The organism is Qipengyuania sp. NPDC077410, assembly GCF_044543405.1.
GTDB classification, from domain to species: Bacteria; Pseudomonadota; Alphaproteobacteria; order Sphingomonadales; family Sphingomonadaceae; genus Qipengyuania; species Qipengyuania pacifica.
This window is the reverse complement of record NZ_JBITWB010000001.1, coordinates 1,334,630-1,355,399: the sequence shown is the minus strand read 5'-3', so window position 1 is coordinate 1,355,399 and position 20,770 is coordinate 1,334,630. Positions and strand designations below refer to the sequence as shown.

Here is a 20,770-nt window from a genome sequence, read left to right as displayed (position 1 = left end):
TGCCTCCTGCGCTTCACTTGTAGGTACCGGCGGACGCCAACGCCTTCTCGGCTCCATCGACCAGGTCGCGCATCACTTCGGCGGCAGGTCGGATCGAATCGATCAGGCCGATGCCTTGCCCCGCGAAGCCGGGGATGACATCCTTGCGCTCTGCCTTGATCCCGGAGGCCATGACCGGGCCGGAGATCATCGACTGATAGGGCATCGGCAGAGGTTCCTTTCCGGCCTGCACCCAGGCGTCGGCCCATTTGTTACGGATCATGCGCGCCGGTTTGCCGGTAAGCGATCGACTAACGACCGTATCGGCATCGCCGCTTTCGGTGATCGCCTCTTTCTGGAAGCGCTCGATGCCCGCTTCCTCGGTCGCGAGAAATGCCGTGCCGACCCACGCGCCCTCTGCCCCCAGCATCATCGCAGCGGCAACACCCCGGCCATCCGAGATACCGCCGGCCCCAAGGACAGGAACACGATCGCCAACGGCGTCGACCACCTGGGGAATCAAGGAAATAGTCCCGATCGGCGAGTTGTGACCTCCGCCATCGTGCCCTTGCGCGACGATCATGTCGATGCCCGACCCGACGACCTGTTCGGCGTGCTTGACCTTGCCGATCACCGCCATGACCTTGGTGCCATTGGCATGGAGCCGATCCATCCACGGTTCAGGATTGCCAAGGCCGGCAGCATAAACCGGCACCTTTTCCTCGATCACCACTTCCATCTGCGCCTCAAAGAATTCCTTCGAGAACAACTGCGGGCCGCCCTTGCCCATTTCAGGCGCGCCCGCCGCCCGCATGGCGGCGGCAGCATCGACCTCCGGAAGCTCTTCACGATCCATGAAGTCGCGCGCGAACTGCTGATATTCACCCATCAGATCCATGGGATTTTGGGGTGCAGCACCGCTTTGAGGGGCAGAGCCGCGCCTGACCGACGCGGGGAGCAGCGTATCGACACCGAAAGGTTTGTCGGTCAATTCCCGGGTCTGGCGAATCCAGTCACGCAACTGATCGGGCGAACACGCCGCGGCACCCAGGACCCCGAGCCCGCCGGCATTCGAAACCGCAGCCGCCAGCGCCGGAACGCTCGCTCCGCCCATCCCGGCAAGCAGGATCGGGTACCGGATCCCCAGCATTTCGCATATTCGGCTCTTCAACGCCATTCTTCCTCTCCAGCCACTTGCCTAAACGCACACTCAAACTATTGAAAATTCTACAGCTGCCCCCATCGCACCCGCTGCGAGACCAGCTCGGGACTGCGCTCCGAAAGATAGACGGCAGAGCCGGCCACCAACCGGCTCATTGCTTGACGGGCCGCGGCGCTGTCGCCAGTCCGCACTGCCTCGAGCACCCGCACCAGAAACTTCATCTGCACCGCCCGTTCCTGTGCCGAATATCCCAGCGAATGGGAAAACTCGCGGGTCAACAGATGCATCGCAGAGGTCAGCAAACCGAACAGCGGATTGCCGCTCGCCCAACCCAACAAGTCGTGAAATCTGCGATTAAGTTCCTCGAATTGATCAGAGGCTTCATGATGCCTCAATTCCGCCAGACACCCTGCCAACGCGCTGAGATCAGCGGTAGTTGCACGCTGGGCTGCATACCCTGCGACATCGGGAGCAATTGCTTCGCGCAATTCAAGCAAACCACGCAAATCGGCTTCCATGAAATGCAGAATCAATGACAAACTGCTTGCAAAATCGCCGGTCTGCGGACGGGCTACGACGGGACCTCCACCACGGCCGAGCTGGAGATGGATGACCCCTTGCAATTCCAGGAACCGCAAAGCCTCCCGCAAAGTTGCGCGCGCAACCTCGTAACGCGCGAGCATTTCATCCTCGCGCGGAAGCCTGTCACCCGGGTTATGGCGACCCGCCTCGATGTCCCGCACGATGCTTTGCGCAAGAGAAAGGGCACGCTTGGCCTTCTTCACCGCTGGCATCCGCCACTCATCAGCACACCCGCACCTCTCGAATAAACAGTATAAGGATATTAGCCAACCTTCGCTGGATCGGCACACTATCCGATGGGATTGGTGTCTGCAAGGGACTAAAAGAGTATACGATTTATTGACTGCACGAGATTTCTCGCTTATGGAGGACTGAAGGCCGATCAGGCCTGAGATGTAGAAGGAATAGTTCTTATGGACAGCCAGATCGCCGAGCCGGATGCCGCGGCGAGGATCGCGTCAATTCCGATCGAGGAAATCGACGTGGCCCGGCCAAGCCTGTTTCAGAACGATACCATCGGTCTATTTTTTGACAGGTTGCGCGCCGAAGAACCTGTGCACTACTGCCGCGAGAGCTATGTCGGCCCTTACTGGTCCATTACCAAGTTCGACGACATCATGGCGGTGGACACCAATCATAAGGTCTTCTCTTCGGAAGCGAAGCTAGGCGGAATTGCAATCCAGGACATGCATTCGGTGGAAGGCGCGCTCGAACTTGAAATGTTCATAGCGATGGACCCGCCCAAGCACGATCAGCAGCGCAAGGCGGTGACTCCGGCAGTGGCTCCGTCCAACCTGCAACTGCTCGAGCCGATCATCCGCAAGCGCGCGGGAGAGATTCTCGATGAACTCCCGATTGGCGAAGATTTCGACTGGGTGGATAAGGTTGCGATCGAGTTGACGACGATGACGCTGGCAACCTTGTTTGATTTCCCTTGGGAGGAGCGGCGCAAGCTGACGCGCTGGTCCGATGTAGCAACTGCGGCACCTGAAACCGGGATCGTCGAATCCTACGAGGCGCGGCGCGAAGAACTCATCGGTTGCGCGATGTATTTCAAGACTCTGTGGGACGAACGGATAAACGAGGAGCCGAAGAACGACCTCATCTCGATGATGGCTCATTCTCCCGCCACGCGCGACATGCCGTTCCTCGAGTTTCTCGGCAATCTTATGCTGCTGATCGTCGGTGGAAACGACACAACACGCAATTCCATCAGCGGCGGCGTGCTCGCCTTGAACCAAAGCCCGGACGAGTACGCGAAACTCGACGCGGATCCTTCGCTCATTAGCAAAATGGTTCCGGAAATCATCCGTTGGCAGACCCCCCTCACTCATATGCGCCGCACCGCGCTGGAAGATTGGGAGATCGGCGGCAAACAGATCAAGAAGGGCGACAAGGTGGTGATGTGGTACCTGTCAGGCAACCGCGACGAGAGTGCTATCGAGCGCGCGGACCAGTTCATCATCGACCGCAAAAATCCGCGCCATCACCTCTCATTCGGCTATGGCATTCACCGCTGCATGGGAAACCGGCTCGCGGAACTGCAGCTGCGGATCATCTGGGAAGAAATTCACAAGCGCTTTTCCCGGGTCGAGGTTACAGGTGAACCAGAGCGTCTTTTTTCAAACCTCGTCCGCGGAATCACCAGGCTGCCGGTGCGGCTCCGCGCCCGCTGACTCTCGAGATCGAAATGCGGAGTTCAAGATGATCAAAATTACGTTCGTGGCTAGCGATGGTGAGCGACGGGAGGTCGAAATAGAAGAAGGCGAGACAGCCAGGGAAGCGGCGCTATACAATGACGTGCCGGGTATCGATGGCGATTGCGGAGGGGTATGTGCTTGCGCGACCTGTCATGTGCATGTCGATCCCGAATGGATCGACAAGGTGGGTCGGCTTATGCATGATGGAATGGAGGCCGACCTCTTGCAGTTCGCCGAAGGCACCACTGAATACAGTCGCCTTGCCTGCCAGATTCCGATGAAGCCGATGCTGGATGGATTGGTTCTTCACCTACCCGAACAACAATACTGACGGAGGGATTTTCGTCCCCGTAGCCTACATTCTTATCTGTCTTTCCTCGATTCTTTGAGAAAACGCCCATGGCCACACAAATTGAGCCCGCAACCCAGACCGACGAAAACGCCTTCCGCGCGGAAGTGCAGCAGTTTCTGGCGGACAATTTTCCCGCCGAACTCAAGGGCCAGTCCAACGCACTAGCCGGCGTGGACGGCCCCACCAACGAAACGCCGACGCAGACCAAGTGGCGCGAAGCCGTGGGCGCGCGCGGCTGGGGCACCCCCACCTGGCCGAAGGAATACGGCGGCGGCGGCCTCACCAAGGCGCAGGCGAAGATCATCGACCAAGAATTCGCCAAGGCGGGTGCCTACAACCCGATCGGCGGCATGGGCGTCATGATGTTCGGCCCGACGCTGCTCGAATACGGCAACGAGGCACAGAAGCAGGAGCATATTCCGCCGATCTGCCGCGGCGAAATCCGCTGGTGCCAGGGCTATTCGGAACCCAATGCCGGTTCCGACCTCGCCAACCTCCAGACCTTTGCCGAGGACAAGGGGGACCACTACCTCGTCAACGGCCAGAAGACCTGGACCAGCGGCGGCCAATGGGCCGACAAGTGCTTTGCAATTGTGCGAACCGACAAGAGCGACAAGCACAGGGGCATCAGCTTCATGCTGATCGACATGGACACGCCCGGTGTCGAGGTTCGCCCGATCACCATGATCAGCGGGACCAGCCCGTTCTGCGAAACCTTTTTCACCGACGTGAAGGTGCCCAAGGAAAACCTCGTCGGCGAGGAAGGCCAGGGCTGGACCATCGGCAAGCGCCTGCTGCAGCACGAGCGCACCAACATCTCGGGCGGCGGCAGCCTCGCCCGTCTGATGGGCCAGAGCCTTGGCGATATCGCCAAGAAGTACCAGCCGACGGGCGCCGACGGCGAACTCGCCGATGCGGTGCTGCGCGACAAGATCGCCGATTTCGAGATCCGCTGGAACAGCTTCCTGCTCACTGCGCGCCGCGCGATGGAGGAAAGCAAGGCGGCTGGCGGCGTCTCCGAAATCAGCTCGGTGCTCAAGAAGCTCGGCACCAAGCTGAGCCAGGAACGCAGCGAATTGCTGATCGAAATCCGCGGCCTGCAGGGCCTCGGCTGGGAAGGCGACGGCTTTTCGGACGGGGAGCTCGAGGCCGTGCGGGCGTGGCTCTTCGGCAAGGCGACCACGATCTACGGCGGCTCGACCGAAATCCAGAACAACATCATCGCCAAGCGCGTGCTCGGCATGCTCGACCACCAGTAAGAGAGGGGAGCAAGGACAATGGCCGTTCTCAACGAAGAACAGGAAATGCTGCGCGACATGGCGCGCGAATGGACCGTCAACGAAAGCCCGGTCACCGAATTCCGCAAGGTCCGCGCCAGCGGCGAGCCCGAAGCCTTCAACCGCGACGCCTATGCGACGATGGCGCAGATGGGCTGGGCCGGGGTCATCATCCCCGAAGAGCACGGCGGTTCGGACTTCGGCTTCCTGTCCGCGGGCCTCGTCGTCGAGGAGCTCGGCAAGACGCTCACCGCGAGCCCGCTGGTGATGAACACCGTCGCGGCGAGCGCGATCGTTCTGGGCGGCAGCGACGAGCAGAAGGCAAAGTGGCTGCCCAGGCTGGCGAGCGGCGAGGCCATCGCCACCCTCGCCATCGACGAAGGGCCGAGCCACGATCCTGCGAAGATCGAGACCAGTGTGTCCGACGGCAAGCTGAGCGGCACCAAGGCCTTCGTCCATGAAGCGCATGGCGCGGACCTGTTCGTCGTTGCGGCCAAGGACGGGCTCTACCTGGTCGAGAAAGGCGACGGCGTCGCGCTCACCACCCGCAAGCTGACCGACCAGCGCAGCCATGCCGACGTCACCTTCGACGGCGCGGCGGCGGAGAGGCTCGCCAATGGCGGTGACAGCCTGCTCGATGACGTGCTCGACCGCGCGCGCGTGCTCACGGCGGCCGAAATGCTCGGCATGGCGCAGCAAGTGTTCGACGACACGCTCGACTATCTGAAGCAGCGCGTGCAGTTCAACCAGGTGCTGGCGAGCTTCCAGGCGCTGCAGCACCGCATGGCGGACCTCTTTGCCGACCTCGCGCAGATGCGTTCGGCGGTCGAGGCGGGCCTCCAGGCCGTCGACGGCGGCTTCGGCGTCGCGCGTGCGGCGACCATTGCCAAGGCGGAGGCCAACCGCGTGATGCACAAGATGGCGAACGAAGGCATCCAGCTCCACGGCGGCATCGGCATGACCGACGAATACGACGTCGGCTTCTACCTCAAGCGCGCCCGCGTGCTCGAAGCGAGCTTCGGTTCGTCGAGCTGGTTAAAGGACCGTTTTTCCAAGCTTTCTGGCTACTAGAAACCTGCATGTAGTAACCTGCATGGCATTTTTGCCACATGCTTGTCGACAATGTGAAATAATCCGTCAATTCATCTACCAAGTCTTGAAATTAAACGCGCTTATCGGCATCGTTTCTAACATCGACTAGTGCCTAGGATGGGGCACATTCTTAGAGGAGAGGCACATGAAAAGATTTCCATCACGCCACCATTGCGCCCTTGGTGCATTGGCAGCGGCACTTGCCTTCACACCGACAGCCGCCTTCGCCCAGGATGTTGGCGAACCCGATGCGGATCTGGTTGAAGGGGCCGATGTCGAAGACCAAAACGTAATCATTGTTACCGCGCAAGGGCGATCGCAGGTCTTGGCGGATGTTCCAGTCGCCGTGTCAGCTGTTTCCGGAGAAACCCTCCAGAATTCGGGCGCCAGCGACATACGTGAGCTGAACCAGGTTGCACCGTCCCTGCTGGTGTCTTCCACCGGCAACGAAGCTAACGGTTCCGCGCGTATTCGCGGTATCGGCACGGTCGGCGACAACCCTGGTCTGGAAAGTTCGGTCGCGGTTTTCGTCGATGGAGTCTATCGCTCTCGTTCGGGAAGCGCCCTGAGTGAGCTCGGCCCTATCGACAGGGTCGAGATACTTCGCGGTCCCCAAGGTACTTTGGGCGGGCGGAACTCGTCGGCAGGCCTGATCAATATCTATACCGCACCGCCCGAGTTCGATTTCAGCGCATACGGGGCCTTCACTTATGGCAACTATGATGCGATCCGCGTCGAAGGCGGCATAAACGCTCCGCTTGGCGACAGAGTAGCTGCGCGCGTTGACGGCGTGTATTTTGAGCGCGACGGCTTCTACAACGATATTACCAATCGTGGGACGATCAACAATCGCGATCGTTATCTGGTCCGCGGTCAGCTCCTGTTCGAACCTAACGACGACCTGTCCATTCGCCTTGTCGGGGATTATTCCAAAAAGGACGAAGCGTGCTGTGCCGCGACGTTCGTCCAGCCCGAGTTTGCTCCGCTTGCACGGATCAGCGCTGGATTTGATCCCTTTACGAGGCCATCGGATGGGGCCGCCCTGACGAGTACCGCAAATCCGATCGTTCCCGTGTTGCTTGCGCTTGGGCAGGATCCGCGTGCCCTCACCCAAGACACATTCAACCGCGACCTGTACCCTACGCCAGGCAGAAGCTATGAAGGCGAAACCGAAGACTACGGTATTTCGGCTGAGATCAATTGGGATTTCGGGAACGTCACGTTGACGTCTATCACGGGCTACCGTGAATATGCCAACAGCCAGGGATCTGACACCGATTACACTACTGTCGATATTCTCTACCGCGCTCCGACCGAGAATGCTCTTGCTCGAGACTTTGAAACATTCACTCAGGAACTGCGCCTTACCGGTGAGGCCTTCGATGGCAAACTGGATTGGTTGATCGGCGCGTATTACGCCAATGAAGAACTGCAGGTGCGTGATAATCTGCGGTTCGGCACCCAGTACGGCAATTTCGTAGCGTGCCGCATCGCGATCGCGATCAATCCGGCTTTGGTCAATCCGGGGGCTTCCAATTGCCTGGGTGCCAACGTGGCGGCATTGGACGGTACGCTGACCGGAAGCCCGGCATTCGGCGCTGCAACCCCGGCGATCCTCGCAGGTATCAACAACCTTGCAAGCATCAGCGATTTGGGAACGGTCAGCGAGGTCTACAATCAGACGAGTGAGAACTTCGCGTTCTTCACGCATAATATCTTTGCGATCACGGATACGCTCGATTTGACGCTGGGGCTTCGTTATACGAACGAAACCAAGGACTTCGACGCAACTTTCCGCAACGACAACACGGTTTGTCCGACAAACCGCAATCTGCTCGGAGGCTTTCTGGGTGTTCCGACTTTGGCACCTCTGGCCGGTGGTATCATCAGCCTTTCCTGCCAAGGCAATTCGACATCGGAGCTCGATGGAGTTTCTCTCGAAGACTCGCGCGAAGAAGAGGAGTTTACCGGCACGGCTATCCTGAGCTGGAAGCCAACTCCCGATCTGCTAGTCTACGGTTCGTATTCACGCGGCTACAAGGCGGGCGGTTTCAACCTCGACAGGTCTGCACTGTCAAATCCGCTTGCGTTCGATCCGGCCAATATCTCGGCAGCCGCGCTGCAGTTCGATGAAGAAACAGTCGATGCATATGAGATCGGCCTCAAATACTCGACACGCGAGTTCGGGGTTAGCATTGCAGGCTTCCGGCAAGAGTTCAGTAACTTCCAGTTGAACACGTTCAATGGGGCGTTCTACATCGTGCAGACGGTCAATAGTTGCGATAGCGATCTCGGCGGGGCCGACAGGGACGCAAGCGCGACAACCGGAGCATGCTCTTCCGATGAAGTTGCACCAGGTGTGATCGCTCAAGGTGTCGAGATCGAAACCTATCTACGGCCCGCTCGTGATTTGGATATTACCCTTGGCGTCACCTATTCTGATACGAGCTTTGAAGACAATCTTATCGGGGACGATACCGGGGTACCGCTCGACCCCGCACTACGCTTGCTGCCAGGCGACAACCTGTCGAATGCACCAGAGATCGTGGCAACATCGTCGCTTACGTGGACGCCGCCAATCGGCGACAGTGGGCTCGAAGGCCTGGTCTTCGTGAACGCTCGTATGGCTGGTGATTACAACACCGGTTCCGACCTGATCTTCGGCAAGGAACAGGACAGCTTCGTCGTAGTGAACGGGCGTGTGGGTCTAACCAATATTGCGGATCGCTTCGCGATCGAGGGATGGGTCAATAATTTGTTTGACGTTGGGTATACGCAGGTGGCCTTCAACACGCCTTTCGTGGCTCCGCAACAAACGTTCTCCGCTTTTCTTGCGGAACCGCGGACTTACGGCATCACCGTGCGCGGCAAGTTTTGAACTTACTCGCTAATTGCAAGAGGGTTCGGCGCTTCGCTGTGTCGAGCCCTCTTTTTCGAACTTTTATTTGCTCACGACTAGGTGGCGTCCGAACAAAAGTTCCGTGTGCTCAATATCGTCGATGATGTGATAGGGAGAGGCCGGCAGCGGTGTTCGCTGCATGAATCCCTCTTTGCAGGGACTGACGTGACCCCCAGCTTTCGCCCAGCTGGGATTAGGGCCTAGTAGCGGCATTGTTGCGCATGAGCGCGGCTGAAGCAATGGGCTGGGTAGCGGTGCCCGTAGGGCGTAGCGAGGCAGGCCATTGGTTATTCAGTCGGGCGGCGAACGCCGCCGAGCTTGCGTAGCCGAGGGCTGAGTGTGGTCGCTCCCGAATGTAATCTTCAACCCCAACCCGAGATCTCGACGTGGCATGCGCGAGGCTGAGGAACAGCGTTTCGTTGAGCAGCTCGTCGCGCATGCGGCCGTTTGAGTAGCCCCTAGTTTTCTAGACGCCTTCGGCTTTCAAAATCTGCTGCCGTTCGAACTCGACGGGTGACAGCATCCCGTTCCTGACATGTTTGCGCACCGGGTTGTAGAACATCTCGATGTAATCGAACACGTCCTGCCGGGCTTCCTCGCGAGTTTTGTAGGTACGGCGCCGGATGCGCTCACGCTTGAGCGAGGAGAAGAAGCTCTCGGCCACGGCATTATCGTGGCAGTTGCCCCGTCGGCTCATCGAGTGCTCAAGATTGTGAGCCCGGATGAAGGCGGCCCAGTCTATGCTGGTGAACTGCGAGCCTTGGTCCGAGTGGATCAGCACCCGTTGCTTCGGTTTACGCCGCCATACCGCCATGTGCAGTGCCTGCAGCACCACATCGGTGGTCTGGCGGCTTTGGATCGACCAACCCACCACACGGCGGGAGTACAGGTCGATCACCACTGCCAGATAGGCAAAGCCTGCCAGGGTGCGGATGTAGGTGATGTCTGTTACCCAGACCCGGTCCGGCGCAGCCACGTCGAACTGGCGATCCAGAGTGTTGTCGACCACCAGGGACGGCTTGCCACCATGGCTGCCCGGCCTGCGCTTGTAGCCGATCTGTGCCTTGATGCCCGCCAGCCTGGTCAACCGGGCAACGCGGTTCGCGCAGCAGGTCTCGCCGTGATCAAGCAGGTCATCGTGCAGCTTGCGGTAGCCATAGACCTTGCCGCTGTCGTTCCACGCTTGCCGCAGCAGCTCCGTCTGCCGGGCATCTTCCCGGGCCCGCTGGCTCAGCGGGCTCTTCTGCCAAGCATAGTAGCCACTCGGCTGCACAGCGAGGCACCGGCACATTGCCCGCACGCCGAAACGATCGCGATGCTCGGCAATGAACGCGTACCTCACTTTGCATCTCGGGCGAAGTACGCGGTGGCTTTTTTAGGATGTCGCGCTCCTCCGTCACCCGGGCCAACTCGCGCTTCAACTGGCGGATCTCGGCATCCTTGCTCGCATCGCTAGACACTTGCCTGCCCAGCTGTCGCTTCCACGCATACAGCGAGTGCTGGCTGACACCGAGCCGCTGCGAAACCTCGGCTACCGGATATCCACGCTCGGTGATCTGGGCCACCGCATCGCGCTTGAACTCATCACTGAAGTTGGGCTTCCCCATCGTCGCCTCCTGTCCTCAAAATTAGGATAGAAGGCGTCCAGAAATCTAGGGGCTACTCATCCACCGCGGATTCGGCAGAGCCAGGACCGGTGCTGGCGCTCTGGTTCGCATAGCCCGCTTGCGGCCGCGTCGCCACCTGACTGCTAGTCTCTCTTACTGATATAGGCGCTGGGTCTTCTTCCGGTTGATCATGATCCCCTCCCGACGCAGCAGGAAATGCAGGCGGCGGCAGCCGAACCAGCGACGCTGGTTGGCCAGTTCGCGCAGCTTTTCGCGAAGCTCAGCGTCAACGTCCCGCGTGGAACGGTACCGCACACCCTTGCGATCGGTATCGATGACCCGGCACGCCCGCCGCTCGCTCATCCCATGGCAGTCCCGGAGATGAGCCACAGCTTCGCGCTTCGCGCCCGGCGGCAGAATTTTTTGCCAGGAGATCCTTCAGCGCCGCTTTGTCCAGCATTGCATCGGCCAGCAGACGCTTCAACCTCGCGTTGTCGCTTTCGAGTTCCTTCAGCCGCCGAGCCTCCGAAACCTCGAGCCCGCCATACTTCGACTTCCAGTTGTAGATCGTCGCTTCCGCTATACCATATCGACGGGCCAAATAGGCGGTCTTCGCTCCAGCTTCGGCCTCCTTAAGCAAGCCAATGATCTGCTTTTCGGTGAACCTCAGTCACTTCGTCTCGTCCGTCCTTCCAACAGGGCCGGTCTCTCGTCCAGATCGGAGGAAAATCAGGGGGCCACATCACACTCGGCCACAGCCTCACAGCTTCACTCAATGCAGGCGTTTCGTCCAACGTTTGCATTGCCTTACGATGGCACCCCTCATTTCGCGCGGACTACTGCGAAGCTTCAGATCGTTGTTTCAAACGCCAGCGAAATGGCAAGCCCTCGTAAGACATAGCCTGCCTTGACCGTATATTTCAGCTTGGAGGCGCTATCGAGATTAATGAGACGTCCATCATTCCTTGCTGCAATAGCTGAGTCGAGATGCGGCTCCTCCGCCCTCACCCGAGAGGCGATAATAGGGACGGAACTATTTTCACCTATCATAAATTTAGTGTCGCGCCCGGGGAGCTACCCTTCCGACTTCGGTCGGCGGCCACACAACTTTTCACGATCGCCACCACCTCGTCTAGGCACCCAAGTATCTCTCGGGGTACTGCACGGCAAAGTCCGACTGGGATTGCGCGAAATCATCTGCCAGGTCTGCCCCAAATGGGCGCGAAGATTAGCAACTGGTCCTTGTCCCGCGACTGCGGGCATATGTTCGTCAAAATCCCACCACAATTCTCGGTCGCTGATTTCGTGCGCCAGGCCAAGGGGCGCTCCTCGCGCAAAATCCAGCAGGAGTTCGAAAACATGCGCAAGCGCTACTCGGAACAGCGCTTTTGACAACGCGATTACCTCTCGACCACCTCCGGCAACTTCACCCAATGACATCTTCAAGCGCTATTTTGACCGGCGTACCCACAAAAATGGCTTCAGCCCCTCCGCTTGAAGCTACGGGCGTCAGCCGGTCAGTCATTCAGAGCGGACTACTGAGCGTGACCACGGTTGCCGGCCATTTCGATCCCCCAGCAACGACTGCTGAATCGCTGTCATCCCGAGGTAAGGAACATAATTTGAAATGCTTTATTATAATCAGTAAGATCTTCCCTGGGTTCGGATCGCGAAAGAACGTTTAGGCCAATTATCTGACCAAGAGCCATAGTAGCAATTCGACGTGCATCGACTTCGCTTTTTCCAAGTTCGATGTAGGCATCTGCAATTAACCGAATCCGTTCTTGATCGACACGTTGGGTTGTTTTTGATGCCGCTTCAGAAACCCGGGCCCATTCTTGCAGGGCCCGCTCAACCGGTCCACCAGGGACATCGTACCTTTGATTAAATGCTAAACTGAAAAAATATCTTAGACGATCAATAGGATCGCTGAAACTGCGATTGGCGGCACGACCAATTATCCTTGTTGCAGTTTCGTACCAATATGAGAGGGCATCATTCAAAAGTGCGTCTCTTCCTTTAAAATGCCAATAAAAACTACCCTTTGTAACATTTAAATCTTTAGCAAGGGATTCTATTTGAATATTAGCGACACCCACCTCGCCAATGGTTTTGAGGGTGTGTTTTAGCCATGCGTCCTTCGATAGTTGCTTAGAATCGCCACTCTTACCCTTATCGTTAAGCATATATGTCCCAATATCTAATCTCGTGCCCAGCCAAGGTTGCATGATATCCGCTGGTTCGATAGGTAAGATTACACCCAAAACGCGTTTTCGTGCAGGAGATAAACTTTAAAGCAACGCGTCGACTCACCCCACTTTGCGACGACTGCGACGAAGTCCGGTGCATTTCTAGTATTGCGCAGAATGAGCTAAGATTGCGTGAACAAGTGAATTGTTGAGGTCCGCCCGATTTGGGGCCCAGATCCCCTGTATGGTTGAGATGAGAGTAACCACTCGGCGAAGAGGGGGCACTTGCGCAATTTTTCCCATATGGTCCTTTCTGAGGCTCGAAGTTGCCGTTCTGCCTTTGTGTACCCAGTCTGTTTCAATATCCGACGGCTTTTGATCAGCTCACGAGGTCGCCTTGCCAGAGCTATGGGCAACATGGGGGCTGGCAACGGTTGGCCACTGATAGCCCGGTTGGTTTATTGGGTCCACGTGAGATAAATCAAGACGAAACGAGCTCGTTGGCGGCATACTATCGAATCGCAGGAGACTTGAAACGACTCCTGGAAACACCAACGCAATTTTTTGGAGGGATCACGCCCCGCCTTTTGTGATCATCTTTCATGAAGGTAGCTGACGAGACCCCCGGCTGTCCCCCAGTTGGGATTAGAGCCATTCGGTTGCTTATACTCCTACCGAACCTTGGACCACGCGGGCCTGGAGTTTTCCACCTGGCTCAGGTCCGGTGGGTTGGTCGCACCGGCTGAGTTTGGCAGCAAGATCGGAGGGATATTCCAGATCGCGCTGTGCGGTCGCTCTTCGTCGTAGTGTCTACGTTACGCCTCCAGCTTTTCGCAAGCACCTTGCACAGCCTTCGCTGGTTTCCGGCCTCGTCGTGGTTGAGGATGCGGTCGCCCCCGCTCAGGAGCCCAGGCTCGAACGGCTTATCGATGCGGCACCGCTCTCGCCCAGCAACAGGAAGCGGTGCGCGTTCAAGCATTCACCCGTTGCTTGCTGTTGAACGCTTCGATGAACACGTTATCTGCGGGCTTACCAGGGCGAAAGAAGTCCAAGGTAACACCGCGCTGGTAAGCCCTCCGATCCATGTCTCGCGAGATGAACTCGCTGCCATTGTCCACCCGTATCGTCTTTGGATAGTCGATCTTCTGGCAAGCCTTTTCAGGCGTTGCGACCACATCTTCCCCCGGTAGCTGAACCGCGGATCGATCACAGGTGACAGACGCGAAAACGTGTCGACTACCGTCAGGATGCGCAGTTTGCGACCAGTCGCAAGCTGGTTTTGAACAAAGAACATCGCCCACACATCGTTCGGCCGGATCGCCATCGATCGATCCTCCCGCAGCTTGGCCTTCACCCGACGCTTGGACCTCTCGTTCCTGAGCTGAAGACTTAACTCCTTGTAAAGGCGATAGGCCTTCTTCATGTTCACGCCCCAACCGTGGTGGCGAAGAATGTAGTACACGCGCCGATAGCCGTAGCGGACATGCGTCTCGCAGGTCTCCCTGATACGCTCCTTCAAAAAATGACGGATCGTTGCGGCGGAACCAGTAGTGATAGGTCGAAGGATCGAAGTGCAGTATGGCACATGCTCTGCGGATCGTCACCTGCAAGTCCTGCCGAACCTCGTCGTTGATCTCGCGCTCTCGATCCGGCCTCAGAGCTTACGCTTGATGACATCCTGATGCATCGCACGATAGAGCGTCAGGTCTGAGACGATCTGCTTCAGCTGCCGATTCTCGTCCTTGACCTCGCGCAGCCTCCGCACCTCCGACGGCAAAAGTCCGGCGTACTTCTTCTTCCAATTGAAGTACGTCGTCCGGCTTATTCCGCCTTGCGGCAGATCTCCGCCACCGGCGTCCCTTCCTCACCCTGCTTGATGACGAACGCCTTCTGCGCGTCCGTCAACTCCGATGCCTTCATGCCATAACTCCTCGGCCAGCCAAGGATATCTACGGCAGAAAAGTCTAACCGCGAATGGTCCAGGATTCAGGTGGCAGAGTAGCCCGTGCCTGGATCGAGCCGCTGCCTTGGGCGAGGACTACAATCGGGAGAGAACGCAACTGTTCTGGTGTACGCAAATCCGGCGGCGTTCGGCGCAGAACTGATAACGCAACAGCTATTCCCGCAACGCCCAACTGGCTCCGCTAAGGCGCCCAACACTTCAACCGAACACATGCGCAACGAAGCGGTTTGACTTTGATTTTTTCCCGAGCAAATTTTGGGAGCTACGTTAATCAGCATCCGGTGTATCAAATGCCGAGACAACCGTTGCGCGGCCAACCGCGTTATCGGACGGATTCAAACGAGCCAGGTTGAGTGCAGGTCAACGGGCCGACCGGCCCCGGGTATCCGGGGATCAGCCATTTCATGCTCGCCACCGGAATATGTCGCTTCGACCATTTCTTGGTTGAGGCTTTCGTTCACCTTCGCCCCATTCAACACCTTTGCGTTCAATTATAATTATCCCTAATACTTTGATATCAGTCATCGATTGGGAGAAAACGATGTAGCCATTCACAATAGTCGTCGTGAGTTTTCACTTTTTCTCACCTCTCAGAACCGATATGAGATTCTTCAGCGGCGTCTCAGAGTCAACCAGCGCCTCGACCGCGACTTCTGCCCTTGCCTCCACTAGCTTAAGGCCTTGGACGTAGTCTTTCATCGCATTTACACAGTCGAGTGCGATGACCTTACCCCGTTTTAGGTAGATCACCGAAAAGCTTCGTTTGAACGGATCACCGCGTAGAACGGTCTTGTCATGGCCTGCAGATAGGCCAGCCGTCTGTAGCCTCAAGTCGTATTGATTGGACCAAAACCAAGGGGTCGCTAAATAAGGAACTTGGCTTCCGCACAGGTTTTTCGCAACTGTATTTGCCATCCCACCGGCGTTTTGCACACTCTCAATCCGGATCATCTTACCATTGGCAAAACTGTTGGCTTGAAGGGCGACATCGCCGATGGCGTGGACATGCGGCAGACTTGTACGGCAATACTCGTCGACGGCCACGCCATTAGGCGTATCGGCGCCAGCTGCGGAAAGTTGCTCGACGACGGGAACAATGCCTATGCCGACGATGACCATGTCGCAGTGGATAACTTCACCATTATCCAACTTCACGCCGGTGGCTTTGGTACCATCCCCTTGAATGCAGTCGACCACTGTATTGAGTCGAACCTGCACACCGTGCACTCTGTGCTGTGCCTCGAAGAACCGGGAAATCGCTTCGCACGCGACGCGGGCCAATACGCGTTCCATTGCTTCGAGTAACACGACAGTGCAGCCAAGTTTGCGTAGCACGGCTGCCGCTTCTAGTCCGATATAGCCGCCGCCGATCACCACGACCCGCCTCGCTCCGTTACCGAGTTGGCCCGTGATTGCGTCAACATCCCCCTTGTCGCGCACGGAGTGGATGCCTTGGAGGTCAGCGCCTTCGCAAGTTAGCTTGCGTGGTGAGCCGCCCGCGGCCCACACCAACTCTCCATAACCAAACGTTCGGCCATCCTGCAACGCAACGGTGCGAGCATCGGCATCAACCGCGACGACTTCACTACCAAGCATCAGGCGCACCTGCTTGTCTTTCCAAAAGCTGACGGGGCGAATCAGGATGCGTTCGAACTCTTTCTCACGCGCGAGATATTCCTTAGATAGAGGTGGTCGTTCGTAGGGTGGTTCTTTGTCTCGCCCCAACATGGCTATGGTGCCTTCAAAGCCATTCTGGCGGAGCGCCAGCGCAGTCTGGGCGCCACCGTGCCCAGTACCAACAATCAGCACGTCGAAACGATCAATCAACGCCGGTCCTCCTCAATGATTGGGACGCTCGATCCCGTCTGATGCTCAAATTTCGGCATCTGGCAAAACAGCCGAGAAGTCTCGGTGCAATTGCCGGAGCTGTGGGGCTCGTCGTTTCGGTCATAGTTCATGGATGGGGCGCTTTCTGGTATTACCAGCCCCGCCTGGTCCGGACATGTAGCGCCCCTACAGCAATCACGGCAATGCGTGAGTAGACCGCCTACTCCAATGACGTGACCCCAATCGAGGTGATGCTGGAGAGTACAGCTTGACTTTAATTCAGCGTTCCCTCCAGCCGTCAGGTTAGAATCTTAATTCTACACTTGCACCTATTTCGCGTGGGCGCTCATAAATGATGTATGCCCCGAGCGGACCCGGTGAGATCTGTTGAGCCACCGCTTCATTCGTAAGGTTCTTGGAGTAAACCCGGAATGTCAGATCATCATCTGGGCTAATCCAGCCGATCTCGGCTGAAAGCAGTTCATATGAATCCTGACCGAAAATGTTGAGGTAGTCGTAATAAACCTCACTCGAATGAAACAGGTTGCCGCCGATAAATGCTTCACCCTGAAACGTATCGAAAGTGTAGCGACCACCCAGCGTCAAAGTGAATTCTGGCGTACGGACAAGTTGATTTCCTGATGCGTCAGCCGAGGCAACCATGTTTCCCCCACCGGGCTGAGGAATGAACACCTGCGCACTTTCAAATTCATCGTAGGTGGCATGCGTGTAAGCCAGGGCAGCTCTCAGATTGAGGCCTCGCGTGGGCTCTGCTGAAAGTTCAAGCTCACCGCCGTAGATTTCCGCGCTTGCAGCATTCTGAAGAACGAAGGAATTGTCCGCCGCCCGCGCGGTAACTTGCAGATTGTCATAGGTATAATAGAAGGTCGCAAGGTTTGCGCGTAGCCATGGGAATGGATCGGATTTGATGCCGAATTCCAGTGCTTCGATGGTTTCGGGTTCGACAGCAACGCTGGAAGCGCTGAACGTGTTAAACGTGCCGCTCTTAAAGCCTGTCCCATAGGTCGCATAAAGGTTCAGGTCAGGTGAAGCTTCATACTGGACAGCCACCCGATAGGTAAACTTATCGAAATCTTCTTCTGCATCGGAGAAGAGCTGATTCCCGTTAATCCGTTGAGAAAACTTTCGTGTTTCAGTGGTGAACCGCCCGCCCAGAGTTACCGAAAGCCTTGGTGCCAACTCATAGGTTCCTTCGGCGAATGCCGCTATCGAAGAGTTCTTGATTTCAGGTTCAATCGTGATCGGCGTAACAGGGGTCGCCGTATCCTGGCGATTTATTAATATGAGCGGCTGCTCGCCCTCAAGCTGGTAGTAATAAACGCCGGCAGTCCAACTTAACGGACTGGCATTGTCCGAAATCAGACGAAGTTCCTGCGTGAATGTGTCGGGCTTTACCCGCATGTTCGTTTCACCAAGGAGGATGTTGGTGGCATCGGAATCTGCGATCTGATGGACGCGCGTCTTCATATAAGAACTAGTCGATTCAAGCATAACTCCGCCCAGATCAATCTGCCCCTTCAGCGCAAGATCGAGACGGGTGAATTCCGACAAGCCCGGTGTTCCAAAGGCGAAGTTCGAGATTTCCCAAGGCTCGTCAGAGATGATCGCTCCGGCGAATTGTGCGCCACGGGTGTTGCCTTCAAAAGGCTGGGCGGTCGCCGCAGTTTCTTCGTGCGTATCGACGTAGGCAACCGTCAGAACGAACTCAGCATCGTCGCTAGGTTGAAACAACAGCTTGGATCTGATGGAAGCAATTTCGGTATCGCCGACTGTGCCGCCGCTGACCAAGTCAGTCGCGTATCCATCTTGATTTCGGTACAGTACCGCCAGATCGGCAGCGATCGAGTCTGTCAACCCGCCGGTTGCATAGGCGCGGATGTCGAAATTGTTCGAGTCTTCGCGCAGTCGGCCCCAGCTTCCCCTTACCCAGGCCCGTGGCGCGAACTGCGGATCCGGCGTCACGACGTTAACCAAACCGCCGGTCGCATTACGACCGAATACCGTACCTTGCGGTCCGCGCAATACCTCTACCCGCGAAACTTCGACGAGATCAATCTGTGTCGAATAAGGATCGCCTTGGTACACCCCATCGACATACACGGCGACGTTCGATTCATCACCCACTGAGGTGCCGCTGGATCCTACGCCACGGATACTGGGCTGCATCACGTTCTGATTGCGCCCGCCATTGAATCCGGGCACAAGCTGGTTGAGTGAACGGACCTGCTCGACGCCGGATGTCGTCAGCGCTTCGGTAGAAACTGCCGTCACCGCGACTGGCACTTCCTGCAGGCTTTCCTCACGGCGAGTGGCGGTAACGATAATCGTCCCATTGCCTTCCTCAGCCTGTGCCTCGGTCGCTCCTGCGAACTCGCCCGCTTGATCCTCAGATGCACCCTGCGCAAAAGCTGCGGCCGGGCAGAGCAAAACCGGCAGCGCAGCCACCGTTGTTAAAAAGTATACTTTCATAAAACCTCCCCAATTTGGCATAATAAAATTAGCAATCTATTCCTGTATTACTTTGCAGTAATTTTATTGCCTTGCTTCCTCAAAAAATCTCTAGCCAGTTTCTCGAGCCTCTTTTTGTCCGGCTTGCGTGCGGGCGTCTTTGGAAGCTCGTCAAGCAAGACGATTGCTCGCGGAATCTTGTAGTTGGTCAGGTGCTCGGCGCAGTGATTTAGGAGTGTCTTTTCAGTAATCCCGGCCCCCTGGTCGATTGCTACAAAAGCAAAGGGCACTTCACCCTTGCGATCGTCAGGCACTGAGATTACAGCCACATCCGTGACCTCCGGAACTTGGGAAATTACTTCCTCGATCTCGCTGGGATAGACATTAAATCCCGCAACAATGAGCATGTCTTTCTTGCGGTCGACGACTGTCAGAAAACCATCCGAAGTCAAACATCCGATGTCCCCGGTGGGGAGCCATCCGTCATCTGCACATGGTGGAAGGCCCATGTATTGCTCAATGACACGTTCTCCGCGGATCAAAATTTCACCGTTCTCATTCGGATCCAGCCGCTTGCCACTTCCATCGAGCGCAGCAATGGCCACCTCGATACCGGGCAATGGGAGGCCAGCAGTGCCGTACTTGTGCGAGCCGTCGAGTGGTTGCGCCGTCAGTGGGCCGCCTTCTGTCATGCCAAATGCCTCGAGTATCGGAAGGCCGGTCTTGGCCTCCCAACGCAGAAGGGTTTGCCGAGAGAATACCGAACCGCCGCCAGGGCACAGCCACAGCGCAGATAAGTCGGCATCAGGGGCTGCAAGGAGTCCCTGATAGATAGCCGCCGGACCACCGCTGAAGACGCTGACCCTGTGCTTTTCCATCAGACCTGCCGTGACGTCTGGCTGGAAGCGCGGAACGATTACGAGGGGAGCGCGCCCATAAACAGGATTGAAGCACCCCATGTGCAGGCCCCAGACATGGCTGACGGGGGCAACATTAAGCCAGACTTCTTCGTATAGGCGAGTAGGCCAAGCGGTTTGCATTGCCTTGATGCAGCTCATTTCCGAGCTTTGAGAGCGCCGGACACCCTTCGGTGCGCCCGTCGATCCACCCGTAAACATGATTATACAGGGGCTTTCGCCCGTTATTTCGAGTCCCGGCCGCTCTGGCGGCGTTTCCAGCAACTGCTCGATCGCAATGCCGCCCTCGCCCACGATCGCTAGTGGTTTACCAATGCTGCCGGCGGTGGCACCGGCGACCGTGGCGTTCTGTCCACCCGCCAGAACGAGATCGGGCTCCGCAATCCCGAACAACACTCCAAGTTCGCGCGGCGTATATTCGGCATTGACCATCGAAATCTCGGCACCAGCGCTCAATGCAGCGAAAATGGCGACGTTTGCCTCGATAGAATTCGGGATGGAAATCGCGACACGGCCTGATGGCGGGACAATCTCGCCAATGCGCGCAGCGAGACCTGCAACCGCAGAACCGTACTGCTCGTATGAGAGTTTTCGATCTCCCTCAATCAGTGCCAGCTTTTCAGGACAAGCTTCTACCGCGTCCCAGAACATGGTCACGACATCACTATATTCTTCGCGCAGGAAAGCTCGATCGCCTTCACTGAGACGACGAAGTATCTCGGTTCTGGTTTTCGACATCTGCATAAATACCATTT

General features: G+C 57.2%; 13 protein-coding genes and 3 pseudogenes. 6 read left to right on the top strand and 10 right to left on the bottom strand.

All coding sequences use genetic code 11. The features are described 5' to 3' along the window. Nucleotides 1–13 precede the first annotated feature (13 nt). Together ACIGGE_RS06635 and ACIGGE_RS06630 are read right to left on the bottom strand one after the other, a co-directional pair. The gene (locus ACIGGE_RS06635; protein ID WP_067182388.1) at nt 14–1,156 is read right to left on the bottom strand and encodes a nitronate monooxygenase family protein; all 1,143 of its coding nucleotides are present in this window, start codon (nt 1,154–1,156) and stop codon (nt 14–16) included. A 50-nt stretch (nt 1,157–1,206) separates the two neighbouring features. Next, complete coding sequence (locus tag ACIGGE_RS06630; protein ID WP_011415894.1) at nt 1,207–1,935, bottom strand: FadR/GntR family transcriptional regulator; 729 nt, start codon at nt 1,933–1,935, stop codon at nt 1,207–1,209. A 201-nt stretch (nt 1,936–2,136) separates the two neighbouring features. Here ACIGGE_RS06630 and ACIGGE_RS06625 point away from each other — a divergent pair, with 201 nt between their 5' ends. The 5 genes from ACIGGE_RS06625 (at nt 2,137) to ACIGGE_RS06605 (ending at nt 9,022) form a co-directional block, all read left to right on the top strand. Further along, nucleotides 2,137–3,399 carry a cytochrome P450 gene (locus ACIGGE_RS06625; RefSeq protein ID WP_006834190.1) on the top strand — a complete coding sequence of 421 codons (1,263 nt, stop codon included), beginning with the start codon at nt 2,137–2,139 and terminating at the stop codon, nt 3,397–3,399. A gap of 28 nt (nt 3,400–3,427) precedes the next feature. Further along, nucleotides 3,428–3,754, top strand: coding sequence for a 2Fe-2S iron-sulfur cluster-binding protein (locus ACIGGE_RS06620; protein ID WP_006834191.1), 327 nt, complete (start codon nt 3,428–3,430; stop codon nt 3,752–3,754). Between the two features lie 68 nt (nt 3,755–3,822). Next, on the top strand, nt 3,823–5,034 hold the full coding sequence (locus ACIGGE_RS06615) for an acyl-CoA dehydrogenase family protein (RefSeq protein WP_067182385.1): 1,212 nt from the start codon (nt 3,823–3,825) through the stop codon (nt 5,032–5,034). Between the two features lie 18 nt (nt 5,035–5,052). Further along, a complete protein-coding gene (locus ACIGGE_RS06610; RefSeq protein ID WP_067182382.1) occupies nt 5,053–6,123 on the top strand; it encodes an acyl-CoA dehydrogenase family protein in 1,071 nt (356 codons plus the stop codon). Nucleotides 6,124–6,289: 166 nt separating this feature from the next. Next, nucleotides 6,290–9,022, top strand: a complete 2,733-nt coding sequence (locus tag ACIGGE_RS06605; protein ID WP_067182380.1) for a TonB-dependent receptor — start codon at nt 6,290–6,292, stop codon at nt 9,020–9,022. Nucleotides 9,023–9,236: 214 nt separating this feature from the next. Here the strand turns inward: ACIGGE_RS06605 and ACIGGE_RS06600 are convergent. From ACIGGE_RS06600 to ACIGGE_RS06590, 3 genes and pseudogenes are all read right to left on the bottom strand, one after another. Further along, nucleotides 9,237–9,491, bottom strand: a pseudogene (locus tag ACIGGE_RS06600) (integrase core domain-containing protein); the annotation flags it as partial. A gap of 18 nt (nt 9,492–9,509) precedes the next feature. Continuing rightward, nucleotides 9,510–10,650, bottom strand: a protein-coding gene (locus ACIGGE_RS06595; RefSeq protein ID WP_089213974.1) for an IS3 family transposase whose coding sequence is annotated in 2 segments (ribosomal slippage) — nt 9,510–10,410 and nt 10,409–10,650 — 1,143 coding nt in all. Because the reading frame shifts where the segments join, the coding sequence is not laid out codon by codon here. A 60-nt stretch (nt 10,651–10,710) separates the two neighbouring features. Beyond that, nucleotides 10,711–11,320: pseudogene (locus ACIGGE_RS06590) on the bottom strand (transposase); the annotation flags it as partial. A gap of 545 nt (nt 11,321–11,865) precedes the next feature. On the opposite strand from ACIGGE_RS06590, the gene ACIGGE_RS06585 reads away from it, so the two are divergent. Then, complete coding sequence (locus tag ACIGGE_RS06585; protein WP_228766238.1) at nt 11,866–12,042, top strand: transposase; 177 nt, start codon at nt 11,866–11,868, stop codon at nt 12,040–12,042. A 206-nt stretch (nt 12,043–12,248) separates the two neighbouring features. Here the strand turns inward: ACIGGE_RS06585 and ACIGGE_RS06580 are convergent, their stop codons facing one another. The 5 genes and pseudogenes from ACIGGE_RS06580 to ACIGGE_RS06560 all read right to left on the bottom strand — a co-directional run bounded on the left by ACIGGE_RS06580 (nt 12,249) and on the right by ACIGGE_RS06560 (nt 20,753). Next, nucleotides 12,249–12,878 carry a TetR/AcrR family transcriptional regulator gene (locus ACIGGE_RS06580; RefSeq protein ID WP_082737149.1) on the bottom strand — a complete coding sequence of 210 codons (630 nt, stop codon included), beginning with the start codon at nt 12,876–12,878 and terminating at the stop codon, nt 12,249–12,251. 632 nt (nt 12,879–13,510) lie between these two features. Continuing rightward, nucleotides 13,511–14,759 (bottom strand): annotated as a pseudogene (locus tag ACIGGE_RS06575) (IS3 family transposase). A gap of 616 nt (nt 14,760–15,375) precedes the next feature. After that, nucleotides 15,376–16,626 carry an NAD(P)/FAD-dependent oxidoreductase gene (locus tag ACIGGE_RS06570; protein ID WP_397489939.1) on the bottom strand — a complete coding sequence of 417 codons (1,251 nt, stop codon included), beginning with the start codon at nt 16,624–16,626 and terminating at the stop codon, nt 15,376–15,378. Nucleotides 16,627–16,932: 306 nt separating this feature from the next. Continuing rightward, the gene (locus tag ACIGGE_RS06565; RefSeq protein ID WP_397489733.1) at nt 16,933–19,119 is read right to left on the bottom strand and encodes a TonB-dependent receptor; all 2,187 of its coding nucleotides are present in this window, start codon (nt 19,117–19,119) and stop codon (nt 16,933–16,935) included. A 47-nt stretch (nt 19,120–19,166) separates the two neighbouring features. Continuing rightward, the gene (locus ACIGGE_RS06560; RefSeq protein WP_210434215.1) at nt 19,167–20,753 is read right to left on the bottom strand and encodes an AMP-binding protein; all 1,587 of its coding nucleotides are present in this window, start codon (nt 20,751–20,753) and stop codon (nt 19,167–19,169) included. Between the last annotated feature and the right edge of the window lie 17 nt (nt 20,754–20,770).

Excerpts from the sequence above, each read along its gene's own strand:
- ACIGGE_RS06630 (WP_011415894.1), bottom strand. The coding sequence starts at position 1,935 with ATGCCAGCGGTGAAGAAGGCCAAGCGTGCCCTTTCTCTTGCGCAAAGC.
- ACIGGE_RS06580 (WP_082737149.1), bottom strand. The coding sequence starts at position 12,878 with ATGCAACCTTGGCTGGGCACGAGATTAGATATTGGGACATATATGCTT.
- ACIGGE_RS06625 (WP_006834190.1), top strand. The coding sequence starts at position 2,137 with ATGGACAGCCAGATCGCCGAGCCGGATGCCGCGGCGAGGATCGCGTCA.
- ACIGGE_RS06615 (WP_067182385.1), top strand. The coding sequence starts at position 3,823 with ATGGCCACACAAATTGAGCCCGCAACCCAGACCGACGAAAACGCCTTC.
- ACIGGE_RS06585 (WP_228766238.1), top strand. The coding sequence starts at position 11,866 with ATGGGCGCGAAGATTAGCAACTGGTCCTTGTCCCGCGACTGCGGGCAT.
- ACIGGE_RS06605 (WP_067182380.1), top strand. The coding sequence starts at position 6,290 with ATGAAAAGATTTCCATCACGCCACCATTGCGCCCTTGGTGCATTGGCA.
- ACIGGE_RS06560 (WP_210434215.1), bottom strand. The coding sequence starts at position 20,753 with ATGTCGAAAACCAGAACCGAGATACTTCGTCGTCTCAGTGAAGGCGAT.
- ACIGGE_RS06635 (WP_067182388.1), bottom strand. The coding sequence starts at position 1,156 with ATGGCGTTGAAGAGCCGAATATGCGAAATGCTGGGGATCCGGTACCCG.
- ACIGGE_RS06565 (WP_397489733.1), bottom strand. The coding sequence starts at position 19,119 with ATGAAAGTATACTTTTTAACAACGGTGGCTGCGCTGCCGGTTTTGCTC.
- ACIGGE_RS06620 (WP_006834191.1), top strand. The coding sequence starts at position 3,428 with ATGATCAAAATTACGTTCGTGGCTAGCGATGGTGAGCGACGGGAGGTC.
- ACIGGE_RS06610 (WP_067182382.1), top strand. The coding sequence starts at position 5,053 with ATGGCCGTTCTCAACGAAGAACAGGAAATGCTGCGCGACATGGCGCGC.